The organism is Nocardia mexicana NBRC 108244 (assembly GCF_001613165.1).
Classification (GTDB): domain Bacteria; phylum Actinomycetota; class Actinomycetes; order Mycobacteriales; family Mycobacteriaceae; genus Nocardia; species Nocardia mexicana.
The window spans coordinates 23,891-47,440 of sequence record NZ_BDBV01000077.1; the positions used below are offsets into that span (position 1 = coordinate 23,891).

The 23,550-nt window shown below is 68.5% G+C and carries 20 protein-coding genes and 1 riboswitch; of the genes, 11 read left to right on the plus strand and 9 right to left on the minus strand.

The genetic code is table 11. The features are described 5' to 3' along the window. Nucleotides 1-57: 57 nt before the first annotated feature. The 3 genes from NM1_RS28740 to NM1_RS28750 all read right to left on the minus strand — a co-directional run bounded on the left by NM1_RS28740 (nt 58) and on the right by NM1_RS28750 (nt 3,071). The gene (locus NM1_RS28740) at nt 58-933 is read right to left on the minus strand and encodes an EamA family transporter (protein WP_068026703.1); all 876 of its coding nucleotides are present in this window, start codon (nt 931-933) and stop codon (nt 58-60) included. A 598-nt stretch (nt 934-1,531) separates the two neighbouring features. Beyond that, nucleotides 1,532-2,014, minus strand: coding sequence for a carboxymuconolactone decarboxylase family protein (locus NM1_RS28745; protein ID WP_068026707.1), 483 nt, complete (start codon nt 2,012-2,014; stop codon nt 1,532-1,534). Nucleotides 2,015-2,108: 94 nt separating this feature from the next. Beyond that, entirely contained in the window at nt 2,109-3,071 is a 963-nt protein-coding gene (locus NM1_RS28750) for an MBL fold metallo-hydrolase (RefSeq protein WP_211339436.1), read from the minus strand. A 290-nt stretch (nt 3,072-3,361) separates the two neighbouring features. Here NM1_RS28750 and NM1_RS28755 point away from each other — a divergent pair, with 290 nt between their 5' ends. Then, on the plus strand, nt 3,362-6,037 hold the full coding sequence (locus NM1_RS28755) for an SDR family NAD(P)-dependent oxidoreductase (RefSeq protein WP_068026709.1): 2,676 nt from the start codon (nt 3,362-3,364) through the stop codon (nt 6,035-6,037). A 370-nt stretch (nt 6,038-6,407) separates the two neighbouring features. After that, complete coding sequence (locus tag NM1_RS28760) at nt 6,408-7,574, plus strand: cation:proton antiporter (RefSeq protein WP_068026712.1); 1,167 nt, start codon at nt 6,408-6,410, stop codon at nt 7,572-7,574. A 1-nt stretch (nt 7,575) separates the two neighbouring features. Here NM1_RS28760 and NM1_RS28765 read toward each other — a convergent pair whose 3' ends face one another. From NM1_RS28765 to NM1_RS28775, 3 genes are all read right to left on the minus strand, one after another. Further along, nucleotides 7,576-7,980 carry an RNA-binding S4 domain-containing protein gene (locus tag NM1_RS28765; protein WP_068026715.1) on the minus strand — a complete coding sequence of 135 codons (405 nt, stop codon included), beginning with the start codon at nt 7,978-7,980 and terminating at the stop codon, nt 7,576-7,578. A 40-nt stretch (nt 7,981-8,020) separates the two neighbouring features. Beyond that, nucleotides 8,021-8,680, minus strand: coding sequence for a C40 family peptidase (locus NM1_RS28770; protein ID WP_246011466.1), 660 nt, complete (start codon nt 8,678-8,680; stop codon nt 8,021-8,023). Nucleotides 8,681-8,696: 16 nt separating this feature from the next. Beyond that, nucleotides 8,697-8,860, minus strand: a riboswitch (cyclic di-AMP (ydaO/yuaA leader). 240 nt (nt 8,861-9,100) lie between these two features. After that, nucleotides 9,101-9,364 carry a hypothetical protein gene (locus NM1_RS28775; RefSeq protein ID WP_068026721.1) on the minus strand — a complete coding sequence of 88 codons (264 nt, stop codon included), beginning with the start codon at nt 9,362-9,364 and terminating at the stop codon, nt 9,101-9,103. 225 nt (nt 9,365-9,589) lie between these two features. Between NM1_RS28775 and NM1_RS28780 the strand changes: the two genes are divergently transcribed. Beyond that, on the plus strand, nt 9,590-10,777 hold the full coding sequence (locus tag NM1_RS28780) for an ATP-binding protein (RefSeq protein WP_068026724.1): 1,188 nt from the start codon (nt 9,590-9,592) through the stop codon (nt 10,775-10,777). Between the two features lie 111 nt (nt 10,778-10,888). Beyond that, nucleotides 10,889-11,275 (plus strand): hypothetical protein, encoded by a 387-nt coding sequence (locus NM1_RS28785; protein WP_068026728.1) that lies wholly within the window; start codon nt 10,889-10,891, stop codon nt 11,273-11,275. A gap of 15 nt (nt 11,276-11,290) precedes the next feature. Here the strand turns inward: NM1_RS28785 and NM1_RS28790 are convergent, their stop codons facing one another. Further along, nucleotides 11,291-12,682 (minus strand): serine/threonine-protein kinase, encoded by a 1,392-nt coding sequence (locus NM1_RS28790; protein ID WP_068026731.1) that lies wholly within the window; start codon nt 12,680-12,682, stop codon nt 11,291-11,293. A 207-nt stretch (nt 12,683-12,889) separates the two neighbouring features. Between NM1_RS28790 and NM1_RS28795 the strand changes: the two genes are divergently transcribed. Continuing rightward, entirely contained in the window at nt 12,890-14,845 is a 1,956-nt protein-coding gene (locus tag NM1_RS28795; RefSeq protein ID WP_068026770.1) for an acyl-CoA dehydrogenase family protein, read from the plus strand. Between the two features lie 184 nt (nt 14,846-15,029). Here the strand turns inward: NM1_RS28795 and NM1_RS28800 are convergent, their stop codons facing one another. Then, a complete protein-coding gene (locus tag NM1_RS28800; protein ID WP_068026734.1) occupies nt 15,030-16,175 on the minus strand; it encodes an epoxide hydrolase family protein in 1,146 nt (381 codons plus the stop codon). A gap of 268 nt (nt 16,176-16,443) precedes the next feature. Here NM1_RS28800 and NM1_RS28805 point away from each other — a divergent pair, with 268 nt between their 5' ends. Further along, nucleotides 16,444-17,403 carry an alpha/beta fold hydrolase gene (locus tag NM1_RS28805; protein WP_068026737.1) on the plus strand — a complete coding sequence of 320 codons (960 nt, stop codon included), beginning with the start codon at nt 16,444-16,446 and terminating at the stop codon, nt 17,401-17,403. A 145-nt stretch (nt 17,404-17,548) separates the two neighbouring features. Continuing rightward, entirely contained in the window at nt 17,549-17,839 is a 291-nt protein-coding gene (locus NM1_RS28810) for an Rv0250c family protein (RefSeq protein WP_068026739.1), read from the plus strand. 205 nt (nt 17,840-18,044) lie between these two features. Here the strand turns inward: NM1_RS28810 and NM1_RS28815 are convergent, their stop codons facing one another. Then, on the minus strand, nt 18,045-19,223 hold the full coding sequence (locus NM1_RS28815; RefSeq protein WP_084520146.1) for a thiolase family protein: 1,179 nt from the start codon (nt 19,221-19,223) through the stop codon (nt 18,045-18,047). A gap of 130 nt (nt 19,224-19,353) precedes the next feature. Here NM1_RS28815 and NM1_RS42565 point away from each other — a divergent pair, with 130 nt between their 5' ends. The 4 genes from NM1_RS42565 to NM1_RS28830 all read left to right on the plus strand — a co-directional run bounded on the left by NM1_RS42565 (nt 19,354) and on the right by NM1_RS28830 (nt 23,330). Beyond that, the gene (locus NM1_RS42565; RefSeq protein ID WP_157124019.1) at nt 19,354-19,497 is read left to right on the plus strand and encodes a hypothetical protein; all 144 of its coding nucleotides are present in this window, start codon (nt 19,354-19,356) and stop codon (nt 19,495-19,497) included. 255 nt (nt 19,498-19,752) lie between these two features. Beyond that, nucleotides 19,753-20,592 carry a succinate dehydrogenase subunit SdhC gene (gene sdhC, locus NM1_RS28820; protein ID WP_068026742.1) on the plus strand — a complete coding sequence of 280 codons (840 nt, stop codon included), beginning with the start codon at nt 19,753-19,755 and terminating at the stop codon, nt 20,590-20,592. Between the two features lie 45 nt (nt 20,593-20,637). Continuing rightward, nucleotides 20,638-22,581 carry a fumarate reductase/succinate dehydrogenase flavoprotein subunit gene (locus tag NM1_RS28825; protein ID WP_068026744.1) on the plus strand — a complete coding sequence of 648 codons (1,944 nt, stop codon included), beginning with the start codon at nt 20,638-20,640 and terminating at the stop codon, nt 22,579-22,581. Between the two features lie 2 nt (nt 22,582-22,583). Beyond that, nucleotides 22,584-23,330, plus strand: coding sequence for a succinate dehydrogenase/fumarate reductase iron-sulfur subunit (locus tag NM1_RS28830; protein ID WP_068026746.1), 747 nt, complete (start codon nt 22,584-22,586; stop codon nt 23,328-23,330). The last annotated feature ends 220 nt before the right edge of the window (nt 23,331-23,550 follow it).

Consider the following 23,550-nt stretch of genomic DNA (forward strand, 5'->3'; position numbering starts at 1 on the left):
GGCAAGGATTGCCGCCGTCGCGGTGATTGTGTCCGCCCAGGCCGGAGGTCATCGGGTTCACACCAGGTACATGACCGCGATCCCGCCCGCGACAGCGCAGGTTGCCACGACTCGGGCGGTGCCGAAGCGCTCCCTGAACAGCAGCGTGCCGATCAAGGCTCCGGCGATGATGCTCGTTTCGCGCAGGGCGGCGACATCGGCCAGGGCGCTTCGGGTTTGGGCCCACAGGACCAGTCCGTAGGCGAGCACGCTCATCGCGCCACCGGCCAGGCCGATATGCCAGACCGGACGGATCTCGTACCACAACTTACGCCCCCGCAGCGCGAAAGCGGCTGTGGGAACGGCCATTTGCTCCAGCAGCATGAGCCAGGCGGCGTAGCCGAGGGTGCTGTCGGCGAGCCGCACGCCGATGCCGTCCACGGTGGTGTAGGCGGCGATCATGAGCCCGGTGGCGACCGCGGCGCCGACGGCGGCGGGACTGCTCGGGTGGGTGCGGCGACCCCAGAACACCAGGCAGGCAAGGCCCGCCGAGACCAACAGCACCCCGGCGATCTGGCCGGGACGCGGCATCTCGCCCAGGAATATCGCCGCCAGCAGCGTGACCACCAGCGGCGACGTACCTCTGGCGAGCGGATAGGTCTGGCTGAGGTCGCCGAGTCGATACGACACCATCAGCAGGCAGTTGTAGGCGACATGCAGCGCCGTCGACGCGGCCAGATAGGGCCAGGATTCTCTGTCGGGTCCCATGGCGACGAGCACCAACGGTATTGCGCACAGCAGGCCGCCCAGATTCACGATCGTCAGCGACGCCGTCTTGTCGGGTATCCAGTGCGCGATGGCATTCCAGCTCGCATGCAGCACGGCGGCGACCAGGGTCGCGGCCAGCACGGCGGCGGAGGGGGATTGCGTGGTGGACGCGGCCAGAACACCCATGTCGAACCAGGCTCTCTGTCATCGGTCCCGTTGCGGGACAGGCTGATAGGAGCCCTCAGGGCTTTTATCCCGTAAGGTGTCGGCGCATCCGACCGGCTGCCGGACCGCCGTGGCGTAGCTCGGTCCGGTCCGCGCAGATCTCATTGTGCCTGTGGCCGTGACCTTTTCCCTCACCACGACCGCGACCCACGCGCGGAACCCTATACGCAACCACGTGCTGCCCACGACCCTAGCCGCGTACGCACGCGCACGCGAGTGTGATCAACAGGACATACGCCCGCACGGCTATGGCTCGCAGCTGTCGATGAAACTGTCCGACAGACCGTCGAGATCGTCAGGGCTCGACTCCGTCCAACTTCGGAAGTTCGCCGTTTGCCCATCGCGCGTAGGTGTGCCCGTCGTCAACCGTGACGCCATCGCAGAGTCGAACCAGTTTCTGCGGGAACGCAGCTGCCGAAATGAGAAACGTTGGGCACGAATATCGCATCGACAAGGCACATTCGGAACGCTAACGGCGGATGAGCGTTCGTTGTCGTGGGAAGGCGCGGGCCCGGCCCGTGTCGGATGGCGTTGGGCCGGGCCGGGTTCGGCGTGCGGGTCAGCTTGCCTGGGCGAACGCGCCGGGCTCGTAGGAGCCGCCCTGTTGGCGGGCGATTACGCCGAGGCGGTTGGCGGCGTTGATCTGGGCCACCAGGGCGACCAGGGCTGCGGTTTGGTCGTCGTCGTAGTGCTTGCGCACCTCGGCCCAGGTTTCGTCCGACACGCCGCCGTGGCCGTCGGCGATGCGGGTGCCCTCCTCGCCGAGGGCGAGTGCGGCCCGCTCGGCCTCGGTGAACACGGTGGACTCGCGCCACGCGGCAACCAGGTTGATGCGTACCGCGGGCTCTCCGGCGTGCGCGAGGTCCTTGCTGTGCGCGTCGGTGCAGTAGCCGCAGCCGTTGATCTGGCTGACGCGCAGCATCACCAGGTCCTGCGTGACCTTCGGCAGCGTCGACTGCATGATCGCCAGGCTGGCATTGCCGAACCGCTTGGCGAACTTGGCGCCGATTTCGTTGTCCATCAGGTTGATACGGGGTTCCATGACTTCGTCCTTGCTCGTCGCTGTCGATCTGACGAACAAGAGATGCCGGCACCCCGGATCTTGTGACAGGCCATCGGCTGTGATGCGCACCACATCACGCGCGTGCGAGCACCGCGTTGTAGTCGTGGCTCGCGACGACCTCGATCCCCGCCGGTAGTTCATGCAGGCGCTGGATGGTTTCGAAGGTCTTGTCGCGGTCGTCGTCGAAGAGTTGCCCGGGCATGGGGGCCTTCTCGCGGATCATCTCGATCTGCACGGTGTTCCAGATCGCGTCGCCCGCCAGCAGCACTCGGGTGCCGTCGTCCACCGCGAGCAGCACGCCGAGGCTGCCGGGGGTGTGGCCGGACATGTCGACCAGGATCACCGCGCCGTCGCCGAACAGGTCATGACTGCGGGCGAAGGTGAGGACGGGTGGGCCGTCGAGCTCGAGGGTGCCGATGCGGCGATCCCGCAACGGTGCGCGCACGACACCGTAGGGAGCGTATTCGCCGCTCATCGCCCACTCGTATTCGATTCCGGGGACACGCAATTCGACCGACTCGGGCAGTTCGAGCAGTCCCGAGACGTGATCCCAATGCAGATGCGTGGCCAAGGTGAAGTCGATATCGTCACCGGACAGATCGCGTCCCGCCAGCGCGTCCTCCAGGCCGAGCACCGGCTTCTCCGGGGACACCAGCAGACCGACAGGAAAGGGCAGGCCGGGCAGCACCCGTTTGTGCACGCCCGCGCAGAGTGCCGGATCCACCAGGAACCGGGCCTGCGGATGCTGCACCAGGAACGCGCCCATCGCCATGGGCAGCGATCGCAGGCTGCGCATGCCCTCCGCGACGACGGCGGCCGGTGCCGACATCCGGGCCTGCGCCAGGGCGGTCAGCGCGACGGTGTTGCGCGCCGGCGGCGGCGAGGCCACCTCCAGGCTCGCGAGGAACCGCGGGTCGGGACGGCGCGGGCGCAACAGGCGGCGCGGCGTCGCGACCAGCGCCGCGCAGCAGTCGGTCAGTGCGCTCACTGCGCCGCGCCGCCCGGCGGCCAGGTCCGGCTGGGTCGGTTCACTCACGGCGTCACCTCACCGACGCTCGCTGCCACCGTGTACGAGACACGCTGTGTCGACGGTTCATTCCTCACGACGCCACGTTAGGCGTACTTCCGCATTCGCTCCAGCCGTGCGCGGCTTATGACGGCTGCGCCCATCAGGCGATGGTGGACGCCACCCGGAAGCCTCTTCTGTGCCGGGCAAGTTCTCGGCATAATCGCCGGGGGACACCGGAGCGCCGGTGATCTCCGCCGAACGCGGGGAGGGAGCACCGACATGGGGCACCGCACGACAATCGAGCACTGCGCGACACCATGACCGAGCCTCCGCCCGCATATCCTTCCGCGCCCGCGGCGGCGGGCCGGGAGTCGTCGAATCCACCGGGCGGTGTCCTGTTCCTGTTCTCCGGGCAGGGTGGCGAGCATGCCCGGATGGGGCGGGCGCTGGCGGCGCGGTATCCGGTATTCGCGCGGGTGGTGGATGCGGCGACCGATGCGGTGGTCCGCGCCGGGGGGCGGCGGGTGTGGACACCCCGGCACGGATTCGCCAAGAGCCTCGAGACTCCCGACGTCGCCCAACCGGCGCTCTTCGCCTATCAGCTGGCCTTGGCGAAGCTGCTGAATGCCTGGGGGATTCGTGCCGATGCCGTGGCCGGTCACGGGGTGGGCGAGATCGCGGGTGCCGTGGTGAGTGGGGCGCTGGCACTGTCCGACGGCGCGCGCGTCGCGGTGGCGCGCGGGCACGCGCTGATGCAGGCCGGCGCCACCGGTGCGACGGCCGTCCTGACCGCGACCCCGGAGGAGGTCCGGCGCCTGGTGGAGCCGGTGCGCGGATCGGTCGCGATCACGGCCGTGGACGGTCCTCGCTCGGTGGTCGTATCCGGGGTGCCGCGCTATGTGGAGACGCTGGTGCGCCGAGCTCGTCGGCGCGATCTACCGGTTCGTCTCCTCGCCGACGATCCCGCCCGGCAACCCCGTTCGATGTCGGATATATTGCCGGACTTCATGATCCGGCTCGAAGGTGTTGTTTCCACGAACCCCCGCGTACCGATCTACTCGACCGTTCGCGGCGGTCAGGTGATCACCACAGCCGAGCTGACCATCGACTACTGGTCCGAGAGTGTCTGCGGGCCAGTGGATCTAGCGGCCGCCCTGGGTACGGCCGCATCCGGCGGCATCTCGACCGTGGTGGAGCTGGCACCGCACCCGGTCCTGGAAACCGCCGTACGCTTCTACGCGAAATTCCGCGACTCGACGTACCCGATGGCGGACCGCAACAACGAGGCGGAGGCATTTCTCGCCGCCGTGGCCAGGATGTATGCCGAAGGCCGCGTCGGTCACGCCGAGGCCGTCGAATCGCCGTCGGCGCAGCGCGATCCGGAACCCGACGGCCTGGGTGACGGCGGCTTCGCGCCGCCTCGTATCGGTTCCGGGCAACCGGCGACTCTCGGCCCCTCCGGCAGCACGAAGCCGACCGCCGTGCACCCGACAAACGGCCACGACGACACCGCAGCGGAAATGCTCCGCGGCACAGCCGTTTACGACCCGACCGTGGCCACCGCTACCGAATGGGCGCGGTCGATTCTGAGCGAAGAGTGCTGGGTAACGGCCCCCGAGCATGTAGCCGCACAATCGATTCCGTCGTTCCGGCGCGTGCTTGTCGTCGGCGAATCCGCACTGGCAACAGCCCTGGAACGACAGCTCGATCGGCGGCTGCCCACGCTGCGCGTGGCACGCGATCCGGCCGACGCGGGGCCGATCGTCTCCTCGATGCTGACCGACCACGCGACCCCGACGGCGGTCACCCTGGTATGGCCCGATGCGGACCGCTCCGATTCACCGCTCCCGGACATCGCGAGCATGCTCGATCTGCTACAGCGCGCGCAGGGCAATGCGGCGACGGCAACGCTGAGCATGGTGCTGAGGGACCGGGGCTCCCTCACGCAGAACGCTGTAGCCGGACTTGCCCGGTCGCTGCAGCTGGAGTCGCGGCGACCGACACGGCTCGTCTGGGCCACCGGCGACGAACCGGCACCGATCGTCGATCTGATCCTGAATCCCACCGGGCCCGAAGAGGTTCTGGTCGACGGCCACACGTTGCGCACGCGCCACTTCCGCCCGGCTCCCGCGGCGACCGCACCGATCGCCGTTCGCCCGGGCGGCACCTATGTGGTGACCGGCGGCCTGGGTGCCCTCGGCTCGGTGGCCGTCCGCTGGCTACTCGACGCCGGGGCCCGGGACGTCGTGGTGCTCACCCGCACACCGCGCCCGCTGCCCCGGCTCCACGAGGGTGTGGACGACCGGATCGTCGTGGTCCGCTGCGATGTCACCGACCGCGCCGATCTGGCCAACGCGCTGTTCGACATTCGCGCCTGCGGATCGACGATCCGCGGGGTCGTCCACGCGGCGGGCATTCGGCGCAGATCCGAATTCCGCTCCGTCACATCGCGATTGCTCGCCGACTCGTTCGAACCCAGGGTGACCGCGGCCGCGAATCTCCTCGATCTCACCGGAACCGACCCGATCGATTTCGTCCTGCTTTCCTCCTCGGCCACAGGCGCGCTCGGGGCCTCCGACCGGGCGGCCGACGCCGCCGCGCATGCCGCCCTGGATGCCCTGGCGCGCAACCGAACCGATGAGCACATCGTCAGCATCGGTTGGGGGGACTGGATATCCGGCCCGACCGCATCCGCCGATCACGCAGACCTCCTTCGCGCGGGCATCACCCCGTTCGATGTCGCGCGCGGCATCGCCGCCCTGTCCGTGGTCCTGAGCCACCGTGCGCCTTCCGTACTCGCGGTGGACTACTCACCCACCGACGACACCTCACCCCTTGCCGAGCGCCTGCGCGGCCTCCTACCCGAACGAGCGGGCCGAGCGTTTCCGGCAACGAACGGAATCACCACCCCGCTCGGCTTCCCCACGGCCGCAACCCTCGCCACCGCCCTCACCGAGGGCTTTCCCCATGCCCGCCACCACGATCCACCCTGAACTCCGGCCGGTACCGGACCACCGACGACAACGGCGGATCCGGCTCACAGCCCATGCGACACGCCGGTCACCCGACGGCGGCCCGGGCGAGGCAGCAATCCGATCCCGGTGCTGAGCGTGGCGAGCCATCGAAGGATTCACCGAGGTGGCGGCGTAACCAACTGCGAGTCGGCTCAATTCCGGCGAAAACCTTCCCTCGATAGCAAATGTCGGGTTATTGTCGACTCGCAGCGCGTCAAGCCGGTTTGCACCCACCGACAAACGCCTTATCCGGCCAAGCGCGCCCATGACCCCATCTGCCCCGAGCGGGCGAGGCATCGCTGCGCGCTGCACCCACAATCAAATCGGCACTAGTGCGGAGGCTGGTCAATTGACCTTCTCGACGCTCGCCCTGGTTCTGGCGCTCGGCTTGGCCGGGCCCCTGCTGTCGTGGCGTGCGTCCTGGCACCTCCCGGTCATTCTGGGCGAATTGCTCGCCGGGATCGTGTTCGGCGCCACCGGGTTCGGGGTGCTGCACGCCTCGGATCCGATCTTCACCTTCCTGGCCGACATGGGATTCGCGCTGGTCATGTTCGTCGCGGGCACGCATGTCCCGGTGCGGCAGGCGGCGGTTCGCGCGGCACTCGGCGTCGGATTACTGCGGGCGGTGGCGGTCGGCCTCATCGCCGCCGTGGCGGGCTTCGCCCTCGCCGCCTGGTTCGACACCGGGCACGGCGCGCTGTACGCGGTGCTGATCGCCTCGTCCTCGGCGGCCCTGGCGCTGCCGATCATCGATTCGCAAGGGCTGCAGGGCAGATCGATCCTGGAGCTGACCGCGCAGGTGGCGGTCGCCGATACCGCGTGCATCGTCGCATTGCCGCTGGTGATCGATGTCGACAATGCGGGCCGCGCGGCACTGGGCGCCGTGACGGTCGCGGTCGCCGCGGCGGCGCTGTGGTTCGGGCTGCGGGCGCTCGAGCGATCCGGTGTGCGCAAGCGGATCCACCGGGTCTCCGAGGACCGCATGTTCGCCCTCGAACTGCGGGTCAGCCTCGCGGTGCTGTTCGGACTGGCGGCGCTCGCCACCCGCACCCACGTCTCGATCATGCTGGCGGGCTTCGCCGCCGGGCTCGCGGTGGCCGGGGTCGGCGAACCGCGGCGGGTGGCGCGGCAGCTGTTCGCGATCAGCGACGGCTTCCTGGCACCGCTGTTCTTCGTCTGGCTCGGCGCCCGGCTGAATCTGCGCGAGTTCGAACAGCAGCCGCGACTGATCGCGCTGGGACTGGCGCTGGGTGTTGCCGCGGTGCTGGCGCACGGACTGATGCGTGTGCTCGGCCAGCCGATCACACTCACCACGCTGGCCGCGGCGCAGATCGGAGTGCCGGTGGCCGCGGTGACCGTCGGCTCGCAGTTGCAGGTGCTGGAACCCGGAGAGGGAGCGGCGATGATGCTCGGCGCCCTGGTCACGATCGCGGCGGCGGCCACGGGCGTGGCGATCGCGGCGCGCCGTAACTCGCCGGGCGAGAATCGGGGCGGCAGCACGGATCCGGGAAAATAGCTCAGTCCGGAGTGCGTCCGAGCAGCCGGTCCGTTTCGCGACGTTCGCGTTTGGTGGGGCGCCCGGTGCCGCGATCGCGGCGGGGCATGGACGCGACAATTTCGGGGGCAGGAGGGGGCGGAGACTTATCGATCAGGCATTCGGCGGCAATGGCCGCGCCGACACGCTTGAGGATGATTCGCGCCACGACGACGATGCGCTCGACTCCGTTGACACGGACGCGAACCTCGTCGCCGGGCTTGATCTGATGTGCGGGTTTGACCGCGACGCCGTTGACGCGGACATGCCCACCCCGACAGGCGGTGGCAGCCGCCGATCGGGTCTTGAACAAACGCACGGCCCACACCCAGGAGTCGACCCGGGCCGTACCGGGCTGTGACCGTTGCTGATCCGTCTCTCCGCGCATACGACCAGAAGGTTACGCGCCGCGCCGAGCGGGACGGAACCTAGCTGACCCGGCGGGCGGTGACGATCGAGTCGGGGTTCAGGTGCGCGTACTCGACCGGATCGCCGGCCTGGGGCGCGTGCAGGATCTGACCGTCGCCGGCGTACATGGCCACGTGGCCGCCGCCGTTCTGGATGACCAGGTCGCCGGGCTGCAGGTCCTCGTAGGCGACCGGCTTGCCGACGTGCGACTGCTCGAAGCTGGTGCGCGGCAGGTCGATGCCGACCTGCTTGTACGCCCACTTCACCAGGCCGGAGCAGTCGAACCCGTTCGGGCCGTTGCCACCCCAGACGTACTGGGCGCCGATCTTGGTCTTGGCCGCATCGAGCGCTTCACCCGCGGGGGTGAGCTGCTGCTGCATGAAGCCGGGCATCGCCGGGGCGGCGTTCGGCGCGGGCATCGCCTGCGGCGACAACGCCTGCTGGGCGCCCTTGATCTGGTCGGCATGGTCGGCCAGCGCCTGGTTCGCCTGAGCGACCTGCTGATCGAACTCCGGGCTGATCGGCACATCGAAGTTGCCGAAGCCGGGGACGTTGATAGTGGCTGCCTGTGCCGAAACCGCCGGCATGGCGCCGGTGGAAGCGGCGACGGCGCCGAAAACCAGCGCACCCTTCACGGAATTCGGGAGCCGAGATTCCCGTTGCAAGCTGTGTTTACCCACCGAGCTGAGTCTCCTGTTTCTTCCTGCCCACCGCCGACCGGGTTAGCTGACGGGTTCGGGCCGGGAAGATCGGCCCTACCCCACCGGCCGTGTGGCCGAAGGGGATTCACCCCACAAACATGGGTCCCCGGCTCGGCGATCGGGCTGCCCACCCGACCTCCGATTAGGCGGCGACTCGATGGGCCGCCTCGCCTGCGAAGCGACTGACTCCATCGGTCACGAAGAGATTACGACTACCCGGCTGTGTTGTCCACCCCACACGGCCGTGTCTCGAGCCGCCGTCCACAAATCCCCAGGACGACTCTCGATTTCGCGTGCTCACGCCACTTGGTAACGGCACGGTATCGACTCGGACAACGGTGTTATCGAACCGAGAAGCGCGGGCGTTACCGGACTGAACGGCACAATCCGGCCACTGGCTCAGTTCTCCGAACCGCCGCGCGCATCCAGCGCCTGCTCGAGCTCGCTGATTCGCCGCCGCGCGTCGGCCAGCCCGATCTCGAGCTCGCCCAGCGCCATCACCAGCGGGCCGACCGCGAGATCGGCGACCAGTTGCGGATCGTCGTAGCCGCGCTCGATCGCCACCAGGATGTTGTTGCGGATCTGCGCCGCGACCGGAGCGTTCTCCGGCACGGCCCAGGACTCGACCACCTCGGCGACAGTGGGAATGGACTCCTCCGACATGACCCTCTCCCTGCGCTGGGGAACCGGTTCGCGAACAAGACAAGCGTAAAGAGTCGGGCATCGCGCGTGGTCGGCGTCGACGCAATCGGGCGACCGCATTCCCCGGATTCCGACCGTCCGGCTCGGATGACACTCTGCCCAACCTCGCTGCCGAACGATAGCTATTTCTAGGGCATTCGATAGATGTCCCCATAATCCGATTGCGACGGGCTACGGTGTACGGGCATGGACCCCGTGCGGAATCCGTATGCCCCCGGCGCCGGACAGCGGCCCCCAGAGCTCGCCGGTCGTGCCAAGCAGCTCGACGCCTTCGACATCGTGCTCGAACGCGTCTCGCGCGGCCGACCGGAGCGCAGCGTGATGCTGACCGGACTGCGCGGAGTGGGAAAGACCGTGCTGCTCAACCAGCTTCGCTCGACCGCCCGCTCGCGCGGCTGGGGCACCGGCAAGATGGAGGCCCGGCCGGATCAGGAGCTGCGCCGCCCGCTCGCCTCGGCGCTGCACATGGCCGTGCGGCAGATCGCTGTCGCACACCGCAATCCGGAGATGGTCGACGACTTCCTGGGCATTCTCAAGGCTTTCGCGCTGCGCGCCACGGCCGACAAGGGCATGCGCGATCGCTGGCAGCCGGGCATCGACGTCCCGGCCGTCACCGGGCGCGCCGACTCGGGCGATATCGAGATCGATCTCGTCGAGCTGCTGATGGCGGCCGGGCAGCTCGCCCACGATATCGGCGTCGGCATCGCGATCTTCATCGACGAGATGCAGGATCTGGGCCCCGCCGACATCTCCGCGATCTGCGGCGCATGCCACGAATTGAGCCAGGAGGCAACGCCTTTGATCGTGGTCGGAGCGGGGTTGCCGCATCTGCCCGCGGTGCTGTCGGCGCAGAAGAGCTACTCGGAGCGGCTGTTCGGCTACCACCGCATCGACCGGCTGGACCGCGCCTCCGCCGATCTGGCGCTGATCGCACCGGCCGAGCGCGAGCAGGTCGAGTTCACCGAGTCCGCGCTGGATGTGCTGTACCACAAGGCCGATGGCTATCCGTACTTCGTGCAGGCCTACGGCAAGGCCACCTGGGATGTCGCGGCGCAGAGCCCGATCGGCGCCGAGGACGTGGAGCTGGCCGCGCCCGCCGCCGAGGAGGAGCTGGCGGTCGGCTTCTTCGGCTCCCGCTACGAGCGCGCCACCCCGGCCGAGCGAGAGTACATGCGCGCCATGGCCGATCTGGCCGGCGACGACGGCCCGGTGGCCACCGCCACGGTCGCCAAGGAGCTGGCCCGCAAGCCCGCATCGCTGTCCCCGGCGCGCGACGGGCTGATCAAGAAGGGGCTGATCTACTCGGCGGAGCGCGGGACGATCGGATTCACGGTGCCGCACTTCGGGCGTTACCTCCGGTCCACTCCGAGCTAGCGACCCGCTCGCACCGCACGGGTTGGGCCACAACGTGTTTCCGGCTTCGGTAGCGCATGCCTTAAGCGGACCGTTGGGGAACCATTGGCGCCTGCTTCTAGCGTCCCGCACATGCGTACCACCATATTTCAGCATCGACCGGCCAATCGGAGACTGCTTGCGGCGGCCGCAGCGGTCATGGCAGTCGCGAGCGCCCCGGTGATCGCGGCGGCGCCCGCCCAGGCGGCACTCGAGTGCCCCTATCCCAACGTCTGCTTCTACGACGACAGCGGACGCCGGACCGGCGAGTTCAACGACGTCACCTCCGAGTGGCAGAACATCCCGCCCGGCGCGGCGAGTCACGGTGCACGCCTTGCCTACAACACGCGCAACGACGACGTGGCCTACCTCAGGTTCGAGGGCGGCAAGCAGCTGTGCCTGCCTCCGGGGCAGGTTTTCGACCTGAGCAACGGAACGCTCAACGGCATCAGGATCGCCAAATCCGCCAAGTGCGAGTGACTTCCGGGGCGGGCGTCAGGGCACCGCGGCGCATCGGTCGGCGAACGTGTTGTCCGGGGACCGGAATACCGGCCATTCCAGGCTCTTCGTGCGGGTCTCCGGACCGTAGAGGCCGTCCACCCTGGCACCGGTTTCCGTCTGCCGATGCTGGATCGCGCCGCGCACCGCATCGCCGTATCTGCCGTCGGTCTCCAGCGGGATGTGGTGGCACAGCCGCAGCGCTCGCTGCACCGCCAGTACCGCGTCGCCCCGATCGCCGCCCGTGAGCACACACTGCGCCTCGTCGTGATCGGCTGCACCGCTGGGCAATTCGACGTAGTAGCCGTTACCGACCGGGGCCCGGGTCGTCCAGTAGCAGTGCTTGGTCGTCGCCGGGGGCTTCGGCTGCGGCGGTGGCGCGCCGCGGGTCTCGGGTTCGTCCGGGATCAGCGTGACCGCACCGACGGCACCGGCCGCGACGACGACCGCGATTCCGGCGGCGAGGGCGAGCGGACGCACACCGCGAAGTGCCGCGGGCCGCGCGTGCATCAGGGCGGGCAGAAACGCACGGCGCGTGGGGGATTCGCCCGCCCGCACCGCATCCGCGACGGCCCGCCCGAATTCGGCGCAGCTTTGGAAGCGTTGCTCCGGCTGGTCGCCCATGGCCCGCGCGATCACGGCGTCGAGGGCCGCCGGAAGTTCCGGCTGGGTCCGCGTGGGCGTCAGCGTCTCGTCGTCGGGCTGCGTGGGCTCCGCCTCCGGCCGCGGCGAGCGGCCGCCGGGATTCGCACCGGTGAGCAGCGCGAGCAGGGTCGCGCCGAGCGAATAGATATCCGCCCGGCGATCGACGACGCGTCCGGCGAGGACCTCCGGCGCCGCATACGCGGGTGTGCAGTCCAGCCAACCGGTTTCGGTCACGGTGGCCTCCCCGTCGGCGTTACGGGCCAGCCCGAAATCCACGACCAGGACCCGATCGCCCGCACCGTCCCCGGCGGCCACCAGCAGATTCGACGGCTTCACATCGCGATGCAGCATGTTCTGGTCGTGGGCGTGCTGCAGTCCGCGCGCGGCCTCGCACACGATGTGGGCGGCCCGCTCCGGCGGCAGACCCGACGGTGTGCCGCGGACCAGCTCCCCGGCATCGGTACCGGCCACGTACTGCATCGCGATCCACAGGGCGTCGCCCTCTTCGCCGCGGTTGAACACCGAGACCACGTTGGGATGATCGAGGCGGCAGGCGATCTCGGCCTCGCGGCGAAACAGGCTGCGGTAGCGCGGATTCGCGCCCAGCCGCTCGTCGAGCACCTTCAGCGCCACCTGTCTCGGCAGCTCCGGGTCGTTGGCGAGGTAGACCGCGCCCATCCCGCCCGCTCCGAGCGTGCGGACGATCGTGTAGCCCGCGAAGACCTGCCCTGGCCGCAACAGCATCCCTGATCCCTCCGAAGGGAGCCCGTTCCTCTCCACCCGAGCCCCTGCCAGCACCCCACATCGGCACTGCCGCTGTCAAGTCGACAACCGTAGCGCAGCAAGATCATCCGAATTTCGGTGCAGATCTGTCGCCTTACAGGCCTACCGGCGAGTAACAAAGTTTCCTACACTCGGATGTGATTCTGATCACGTCCGATGGAGGACATCATGACGACCACCGCGAAAGTCGACGCCACCGAAGAACAGGCCCGCGCACTCGTCGAAGAATCTCGGGAAACCACCTGGGCCAAACCGTCGTTCGCGAAGGAGATGTTCCTGGGGCGCTTCCGGCTCGATCTGATCCATCCCTATCCGCGGCCGTCGGCCGAGGACACGGCCAAGACCGAGGCCTATCTGAAACGGCTGCGCGCCTATGTGGAAACCATCGACGGCTCCGTCATCGAGGCCGACTCGAAGATCCCCGCCGATTACGTCAAGGGCCTGGCCGAGCTCGGCTGTTTCGGGCTGAAGATCCCCGAAGAGTATGGCGGGCAAGGGCTTTCGCAGGTCGGATACAACAAGGCGCTGATGATCGTCGGGTCCGCCCACCCCAGCCTGGGCGTGCTGCTGTCGGCCCACCAGTCGATCGGCGTACCGGAACCGCTGAAGCTGGCGGGCACCCCCGAGCAGAAACGGGAGTTCCTGCCGCGCTGCGCGAAAGGCGCCGTCAGCGCGTTCCTGCTCACCGAGCCCGATGTGGGTTCCGATCCGGCCCGCATGGCCAGCACCGCGACCCCGACCGAGGACGGCGAGGCCTACCGGCTCAACGGCGTGAAGCTGTGGACCACCAACGGTGTCGTGGCCGAACTGCTGGTCGTGATGGCCCGGGTGCCGCGCAGCGAGGGGCACCGCGGCGGCATCTCCGCCTTCGTGGTGGAGGCGGATTCGCCGGGCATCACCGTGGAGCGGCGCAACGCGTTCATGGGCCTGCGCGGCATCGAGAACGGCGTCACCCGCATGCACGACGTGCGGGTCCCGAAGAGCAGCCTGATCGGGCGTGAGGGCGACGGCCTGAAGATCGCGCTCACCACCCTCAACGCCGGTCGGCTGGCCATTCCCGCGCTGTGCACGGCGGCGGCCAAGTGGTCGTTGAAGATCGGCCGCGAATGGAGCGCCACCCGCGTGCAGTGGGGGCGGCCGGTCGGCGAGCACGGGGCCGTCGGATCGAAGCTGTCCTTCATCGCCGCAACGACTTTCGCGCTCGAGGCGGCACTGGATCTGTCCGGCACCATGTGCGATGAGGACCGCAACGACATCCGCATCGAGGCGGCGCTGGCGAAGCTGTGGGCCTCCGAGATGAGCTGCGATATCGCCGACGAGCTGGTGCAGATCCGCGGCGGGCGCGGCTACGAGACCGCGGCCTCGCTGAAGGCGCGCGGCGAACGCGCCGTCAACGCCGAACAGCTGGTGCGCGACCTGCGGATCAACCGGATCTTCGAGGGCTCCAGCGAGATCATGCGACTGCTGATCGCGCGCGAAATGGCCGATGCGCACATGACGGCCGCGGGCGCCCTGGTCGACCGGAAGGCCGAGTTCAAGGACAAGGCGAAGGCGGCGGTCGGGGCCACCGGGTTCTATGCCAAGTGGTTCCCGCAGCTGGCGGTCGGTCGCGGCTCGGTGCCCGCCACGTATACCGAATTCGGACCGCTGGCAAAGCATTTGCGCTTCGTCGAGCGGATGTCGCGCAAGCAGGCGCGCTCGCTGATGTACGCGATGGGGCGCTGGCAGGCGAAGCTCGAGTACCGGCAGGGCTTCCTGGGCCGAGTAGTCGACATCGGCGCCGAACTGTTCGCGATATCGGCGGCCTGCGTGCGGGCGCAGGCGCTGCGGGTGGAGGGCGGCCCGGAGGGCGCCGCGGCCGAGCAGTTGGCCGACACCTTCTGCAGGCAGGCCCGCCTGCGGGTGCAGCGGCTGTTCGACGCGCTGTGGGACAACACCGACGACGCCGATACCGCTGTCGCCCGCGGCGTGCTCGACGGCCGGTACCAGTGGCTGGAGACCGGCGTGCTCGATCCCAGCGAGGGCACCGGCCCGTGGATCGCCGAATGGCAGGTGGGGCCGTCGACCGAGGAGAATCTGCTGAACCCGTTCCTGCCGTCGACCCGCACGGAGGCGGCACCGTAGGACTCCGGACGCCGACCGGATGGCCGCCGGCCCGTGTCCGCGCGATTCAGCGCACCCGTTCGGTGCAGCGCGCGTCGTGTTGCGGGTCGGCGGTCCGCGGTCGGCCGGGGTTCACGCGCTCTGGATATAAATCTACGGCTATCTAGCATGGTGGCTAGGTAGACGTAGATTTCTATCACAAGGCTTATCCATCGACCGCATCGAAGAAGGTCCGCAGGTCGGCGGCGTACGCATCGGGCTGATCCATCGCGATGAAGTGATGGCCCGCCGGATTGCCCTGCGGCCAGTGCACGATCTTCGCGGTGCGCTCGGCGAGGCGGCGGATACTGGGGGCGTCGCCGCTGTACACCCCGGTCGGCACCGTCGCCGAACCCGTCGGCCACGCGAATTCGCCGGTCGCGTAGTAGGACCACGCCGAGGTGCCGAACGTCTCGGTGAACCAGTAGAGGCCGACATTGGTCAGCAGCGCATCGCGGTCGATCGCCTCGTCGAGGGGCGCGGCGGCGCTGAAGTCGTGAAATTTCTGCAGCATCCACCCCAGCGCCGAGACCGGCGAGTCGTTCCAGCCGTAGGAGAACGTCTGCGGCGCCGAACGCAGCAGCGCGTGGTGGTCGACACCGTGCACCCAGTCCGCCGACATGAGCGCCTCGTAGGCCGCGCGTTCCTCGTCGTTCAGGTCGGGCAGGTCCTGCGCCGTCGGAAAGCCCAGTCCGCCGGTGATATACAGGCCCGTCACGCGATCGGGCGCCGCCTCGGCCATCGCCGTGGCGACATAGCTGCCGAAGTCACCGCCCTGCACGCCGTATCGGTCGTAGCCGAGCCGGGCCATCAGCTCGACCCACATCCGGGCGACCCGTTCGGCGCTCCAGTCGGTATCGCGCGGCGCCGCGGAGAAGCCGTAACCGGGCACCGACGGCACCACCACGTGAAAGGCCCGGGCCGGATCGGCGCCGTGCGCCCGGGGATCGGTCAGCCTGCCGATCAGCTCGGCGAACTCCACGAACGAGTTGGGCCAGCCGTGGTTGAGCACCAGCGGCAACGCATCCGGCTCGGCGGACCGCACATGCAGGAAATGCACATCCGTACCGTCGATTTCGGTGCGGAACTGCGGAAACTCGTTGAGCCGCGCCTCCTGCGCCCGCCAATCGAACTCGGTCCGCCAGTACTCCACCAACTCCCGCAGCTCGGCGACGGACACACCGCGGCTGCGGCCCTCGCCGGGAAGCTGTGGGGCCCACCGCGTCTCGGCCAGCCGCCGCTGCAGGTCATCCAGATCGGCCTGCGGAATGTCGATGCGGAAGGGACGAATCTCTGTGCTCTCGAAGCTCATGACCAGAACCCTACGAACCATCTAGGACCAATCAGGTCCTAGATAGAACAAGCTCAGCAGAATCCTCGAAACCAATAAATACCTCCATCTAGATAGGACACTAGATTTTCCTAGATTTTGATGACCACCTCGGAACACCCAGTGCCGCCCGAAGATCGCGGAGAGACAGGCGGTTCGGCAACGCCTCCATAACGCCAGGTTCGAGCGGTTAACGCACTGGAAATCTCTATCGACAACCGGGCAAGAGCGGACTCCCGAGGGGGACGTTATGTCCACGATCGCACTTCGCGCCGCCGACTACGACGGCCACCGTGTCACCGTCAGCGCCGACGACGGCACCACCCTTGCCGTGCGCGTATTCGGTTCGCCCAGCGCACCGTTGACCGTGGTGTTCGTGCACGGCCACTGCCTGCGCACCGAATCCTGGTCGTTCCTGCGCGATCAGCTGTATCGGCAGTGGGGCGAGGACACCCGCATGGTGTTCTACGACCATCGCGGCCACGGCGAGTCGGGCGCCGCCGATCCGGCGACCTACACCATCGACCAGCTCGGGCACGATCTCGACTCCGTGCTGCGCGCGGTGGCGGCGACGGGTCCCGTTGTGCTCGTGGGGCATTCGATGGGGGCGATGGTGGTGCTCGCCTACGCCCGCCTGTTCCCGGCGGCGATCGGCGCCCGGATCATCGGGATCGGTCTGCTCGCCGGTGCGGCCGGCGGCCTGACCACCGTCGGCCTCGCGCGATTCCTGAACCGGCGAGCGGTGTCCTCGCTGCAGCTGGCGGTGCGGCGCGCACCGCGGATGATGCAGGCGTCGAAGCAGCTGAGCCGCCGCATCTTCGAACCGATCGTGCGTGATGCGGGCTTCGGCACCCGGAAGGTGAGCCCGCGCATGGTCGCCGTCGCGACGGCGATGCTCAACGACACGCCGCTGCTGACCATGGCCAGCTTCCTGGACTCGCTGATCCGCTTCGACGAGACCGCGACGCTGCGGCTGCTGGCCGATCTGCCCGCCCTGGTGCTGGCCGGTTCGGCCGACATCATGATCCCGTTCGCGCATTCGGTGGTGCTGGCCTCCCAGCTCGGCGGGGCCGAACTGGTCCGCCTCGACGGCGCCGGCCACAGCGTCATCCTCGAACGCGCCGATGAGGTGGCGGCGGCGGTCGCCGCGCTGGTGGACCGGGCCGTCACGGCCGTGAGCGGCGGAGAAGCGTACGCGGTCGCGGGCTGAACCCGCATCCCGTGCGCCTCCGCATCCCCGCGAATTCGAGGTAAATGTGCCTTTTTCGGATTCGGACGAGCCAGGTCGGGAAAGATCACGTACTGTGTTGTAGATCACGATGTGTGGTCAGTCACAGGGCTCGAGGAGGGTTTCGATGACACGCAGCGAGATTGCGGAGTTGCACTTCGCGGTCGGACAGCTCCGGCAGTGCATCGGTGCACTGCGGTCCCACTACGGCGACTCCAGTTCGGTGCGGCGCCTGGAGAACGACCTCGAGCGGCTCGCCATCGACGCCGACGAGTTCGAGAAGTCGCCCCCGCCGGAGGTCGCCACGCGCCGCGCGCAGGACACCATCTACGTCCCGGACAGCAAGTCCGACGAGGCCGCCTGGATGGGCGCACAGGACGAGGGCCTGGGCTTCCACTCCCGCCCCCGCACCAAGTAACCCACAGCTCTATTCGCCGCGAGCCGGGCCGCCCAGCTCGCGGTTCGGCGTGCGCGCCCGGGGACGTGATGGACACGAACAGCCCAGCGAGTGTGGATGACCCGCACGCGAACTCGATGACCGTCTCGGGCCGGGTGACCGTCCGCGGAATCGGATGCGCCCGAGTTGCCCGCAGTGCCGTCGCGCGGTCGGCGGTGAGGTTCGGTCAGGCGCGGTGGCGGCCGGAGCGGCGGGTTCGCATGCCGTGGAAGCGGGCGCCTCGGGGCGCGACGGAGGTCGGGGCCGCACCGGCCGATTCGAACAGCAGGGCGGTGCCGCGGTCGGGGCCCGAGTCGGCGGCGAGCAGGCCGTAGGTCCCGTTGCGGCGCACGAGTTCGTGCAGCAGTGTCGTCGTCATCCGCGGGCCCGCCGCGGCGCCCGGATCCCCCAGTGCGATCGCGCCGCCGTTGACATCCAGCAGGTCCAGGTCGTGCCAGCCGCAATGCCGCGCCAGCGCCAGCACCTCGACCGCGGAGCCCTCGGCCACCTCCAGCAGATCGACCTCCCCGAGGGATACGCCGCTGCGCGACAACAGTTTCGCGATAGCCGGGGCGGCGGCCGGGATGCTGCCGTCGGTTCCCGCGGCCGCCCAGTCGGTCAGATAGGCGATCGGCTCGAGCCCGAGATCGACGAGCCGGTCCTCGGCAACCACCAGACACGCCGCAGCCCCGGCGGCGGGCGCGCACACGGCACCCGCGGTGAGCACGCCGCCGGGCAGCAGCGGGGCCAGGCCGGCCAGCGCGCGGGTCGACACATCGGCCCGCAGCTGCTCGTCGCGATCCACCAGATGCGGTACGGCACTTTCGGATCGGTGGCGGAGCTCGTCCGGCGCCGCCGCGACGACGGGTACCGTCTCGGGGTCGAAGATGCCCTGCCGCCATGCCCGCGCCGCCCGGCGGCGGCTGATCATGGCGAATTCGTCGGACTCCGCGCGCGTGATGCGGTAGGCGCGGGCCAGCCGCTCGACGTGCGCCGGGTCGTCCGGCATGACGAGCGCCTCGACCGGCGCGGCGGTGTGCACGCCACCCGCGACCACCACCGTCGCGGCGCCCGTGTGCACCATCATCGCCGCGGTGATCAGCGCCGGTAACCCGGTGCCGCCGTGCCCCTCGATATCGAAACCGGCCACGTCGGACTCGAGTCCGGCCGCCGCCGCGGCGAACCGGCCGAATCCGTGGTCACCCGCCAGGACCACCTCGTCGACCCGGGCGGCGTCCACCCCGGACTGCCGGACGGCCCCCGTGATCGCCGCGGCGGCCAGCCGTTGCGGCGGCAGTGCGGCCAGCGCGCCGCCGGCGACCCCGGCCGGTGTCCGCACCGGCGCCACGATCGCCGCTCTCCTCATCACCGCTCCTCACTTCTCCCGCAGCGGGTGCCACCAGCCAACCGCTCCGCGGCCCTGATCGCATCCCGGCGGCCGACCCCGCGTCCCGCCGGTCGCGGCCCGAACTCTCGGGCGCCGCAACGTCATGCCCATGACGCGGCGCGCAACCGTCGCGCATTCCCGCGGCACACTCGGATTCGGGCATTCGCCGGGACCGCGTCATCCGCCGGGGGAGCAGCGCACCACAGCGTTGTTGCTGGCATGTGACGGCCCGACCGGCGCGAATGCGGTCTGAAACAACCCGATTCCGGACATGGCTCGAAAGGCGCTGTGGTCCAGCACAGTTCGTGAGGTTTGCTTACGGTTCACTGTCGAGGCCGCCGCGCCACATGATCAGAAAATGTGGCGCAAATCATAGCTGTCGAGGCGGGCTGATATTGCCGGGACCGGGCACCTGTCATAGCAGGGGTGCCGTATGGTGCTCACCATCACATCCGATGCCGGAGGTAACGATGACGTTCCACGGGGTAGATCAGCGAGGCATCCTGCAGTGAGCGAGCTTGCGAGCGCACCTACACGCACGCCCGATTCGGGTACGGGAGTATTCGGCCTCGGCCGCGCGGCCATCGCGGCGCGGACGCTACGCACCGACCGCTGGTGGCTACCGCCGCTCATCACGGTGCTGGGGCTGTCCGCGTTCATCATCTACGCAACCGTGAGAGCCTTTGTGCGGACGGCATATTGGGTGGCCGACTACCACTATCTGACGCCGTTCTACTCGCCGTGCGTCAGCACCTCGTGCGTGGAGGGCGCGGCGCATTTCGGGCACTGGGTGGGCGAGCTCCCGATGTGGATCCCGCTGGGCTTTCTGGTGCTGCCCTTCCTGCTGCTGTTCCGGCTGACCTGCTACTACTACCGCAAGGCCTACTACCGTGCGGTGTGGTTCTCCCCGCCGGCCTGCGCGGTGGCCGAGCCGCACGCGAAATACACCGGGGAGACCCGGCTTCCGCTGATCATCCAGAACGTGCACCGCTACTTCTTCTATGTCGCGTGCCTCGTCTCGGTGGTCAACACCTATGACGCGATCGTCGCCTTCCATGGCAAGTCCGGCGGCTTCGGCTTCGGCCTCGGCAACATCGTGCTCCTGGTGAACGTGGTGTTGCTGTGGGCCTACACGCTGTCGTGCCATTCCTGCCGGCACATCGCGGGCGGCCGACTCAAGCACTTCTCCGCGCATCCGGTCCGCTACTGGTTCTGGACCCAGGTGTCGCGGTTGAACACCCGCCACATGGCGCTGGCGTGGACGACGCTGGGCACGCTGATGCTCACCGATTTCTACGTCATGCTCGTCGCCAGCGACACCATCTCCGATCTGCGGTTCGTCAATTGATCCCCGGATTCCCAAACACCCCGTCCACCAGGAGTATTCGGTTCCATGCCTGAAGTCGAACGGCACAAGTACGACGTCGTCGTGATCGGTGCCGGCGGCGCCGGATTGCGTGCGGTCATCGAGGCCCGCGAGCACGGGCTGTCGGTGGCGGTGGTGTGCAAGTCGCTGTTCGGCAAGGCGCACACCGTGATGGCCGAGGGCGGCTGCGCGGCGTCCATGGGCAACGCCAACGAAAAGGACAGCTGGCAAACGCATTTCAAGGACACGATGCGTGGCGGCAAGTTCCTCAACAACTGGCGCATGGCCGAGCTGCACGCCCAGGAGGCCCCGGAACGGGTCTGGGAGCTGGAAACCTATGGGGCGCTGTTCGATCGAACCGCCGACGGCCGGATCAGCCAGCGCAACTTCGGCGGTCACACCTATCCGCGGCTGGCGCACGTCGGCGACCGCACCGGCCTCGAGATCATCCGCACCATGCAGCAGAAGATCGTCTCGCTGCAGCAGGAGGACTACGCGGAGACCGGCGACTACGAGTCGCGCATCAAGGTGTTCGCCGAGTGCACCATCACCGATCTGCTGAAGGACGGCGACCGCATCTCGGGGGCGTTCGGATACTGGCGGGAGTCGGGCCGTTTCGTCCTGTTCGAGACCCCGGCGGTGGTGCTGGCCACGGGCGGAATCGGCAAGTCCTACAAGGTGACGTCGAACTCCTGGGAGTACACCGGCGACGGGCACGCGCTGGCGCTGCGGGCCGGGGCGACGCTGATCAATATGGAGTTCCTGCAGTTCCACCCGACCGGCATGGTCTGGCCGCCCAGCGTGAAGGGCATCCTCGTCACCGAGGGCGTTCGCGGCGACGGCGGGGTGCTGAAGAACACCGACGGCAAGCGGTTCATGTTCGACTACATCCCGCCGGTGTTCAAGGGACAGTACGCGGAGACCGAGGACGAGGCCGATCAGTGGTTGCGCGACAACGATTCCGCGCGCCGCACGCCGGATCTGCTGCCGCGCGACGAGGTGGCCCGCGCCATCAACGAAGAGGTCAAGGCGGGCCGCGGCACTCCGCACGGCGGCGTCTTCCTCGATATCGCCTCCCGGATGCCCGCCGCGGAGATCATGAGGCGGCTGCCGTCCATGCACCACCAGTTCAAAGAGCTTGCGGACGTGGACATCACGAAGGAGCCGATGGAGGTCGGTCCCACCTGTCACTACGTGATGGGCGGGGTGGAGGTCGATCCCGATACCGGTGCCGCCACCGTTCCGGGCCTGTTCGCGGCCGGTGAGTGTTCCGGCGGTATGCACGGCTCCAACCGGCTCGGCGGCAACTCGCTGTCGGATCTGCTGGTGTTCGGGCGGCGGGCGGGGCTCGGTGCCGCGACCTATGTCGAGCAACTCGGCGCCGACCGACCGGCCGTCGCCGACGCCGATATCGCCGAGGCCTCGAAAACCGCGCTGGCCCCGTTCGATCCGCCGAGCGAGGGTCCGGGCGAGAACCCCTACACCCTGCACACCGATATGCAGCAGGCGATGAACGACCTGGTCGGCATCATCCGCAAGGAGCACGAGCTGCAGCAGGCGATCGAGCGGCTCGCCGAGCTGCGCGAGCGCTACGACAACGTCACCGTGGAGGGCCACCGGCAGTTCAATCCCGGATGGCATCTGGCCGTGGATCTGCGCAACATGCTGCTGGTCAGCGAATGCGTCGCGCAGGCGGCGCTGCTGCGCACCGAGAGCCGCGGCGGGCACACCCGCGACGACCACCCGGGGATGGACCCCACCTGGCGCCACACCCTGCTGGTGTGTCGCACCGATCCGGACGAGGTGGGCCAGACGGTGCCCGCGGTGACGGTGACGCGGGCCGAGCAGGTGCCGATGCGCGACGAACTACTCGCCCTGTTCGACCTGAGTGAGCTCGAAAAGTATTACACCTCAGAGGAACTCGCCGCACATCCGTCGGCATCGGGCTCCTCAGCGAAAGGGGATGCGTAGCAATGGGTTACGACGCCCGGTTCCGAGTATGGCGCGGCGACACCGACGGTGGTGGCCTGCAGGACTTCACCGTCGAGGTGAACGAGGGCGAGGTCGTGCTCGACATCATCCACCGCCTGCAGGCCACCCAGGCGCCCGATCTGGCGGTGCGCTGGAACTGCAAGGCCGGTAAGTGCGGGTCCTGCTCGGCGGAGGTCAACGGCCGCCCGAAACTGCTGTGCATGACCCGGATGTCGACATTCACGCAGGACGAGCTGATCACGGTGACGCCGCTGCGCACCTTCCCGGTCATCCGCGACCTGGTGACCGACGTGTCGTTCAACTATCAGAAGGCGCGCGAGATCCCGTCGTTCACGCCACCGGCGGATCTGAAGCCGGGCGACTACCGGATGCAGCAGGTCGATGTCGAGCGCTCGCAGGAATTCCGCAAGTGCATCGAATGCTTCCTGTGCCAGGACACCTGCCACGTGGTCCGCGATCACGAGGACAACAAGGAATCCTTCGCCGGCCCGCGCTACCTGATGCGGGTCGCCGAGCTGGAAATGCATCCCCTGGATGTGGCCGACCGCCGCGAAATGGCCCAGGAGGATTTCGGCCTCGGCTACTGCAACATCACCAAGTGCTGCACCGAGGTCTGCCCCGAACACATCAAGATCACCGACAACGCCCTCATCCCGATGAAGGAGCGAGTGGTCGACAAGAAGTACGACCCGATCGTCTGGCTGGGCAACAAACTCTTCCGCAGATAAAGGGAAACAAGCCGTCGATACGGCAAACAACCTGCACCGCAGTGCAATGCGACGCAGGAGCGAGTCGAACAGGAGCCGCCTCGAGCAGAGCGTCTCCGCACCCTCTCGGCTCGCCCACCTTGCCAACCCCGGCCGCGGAGCGATAGCCAAAGCGACTACACCTGGGAGGTTTTCGGCGCGTCTCGGTTTTCAGGTGCCGCTGCGCAAGCGACGAAGGAGC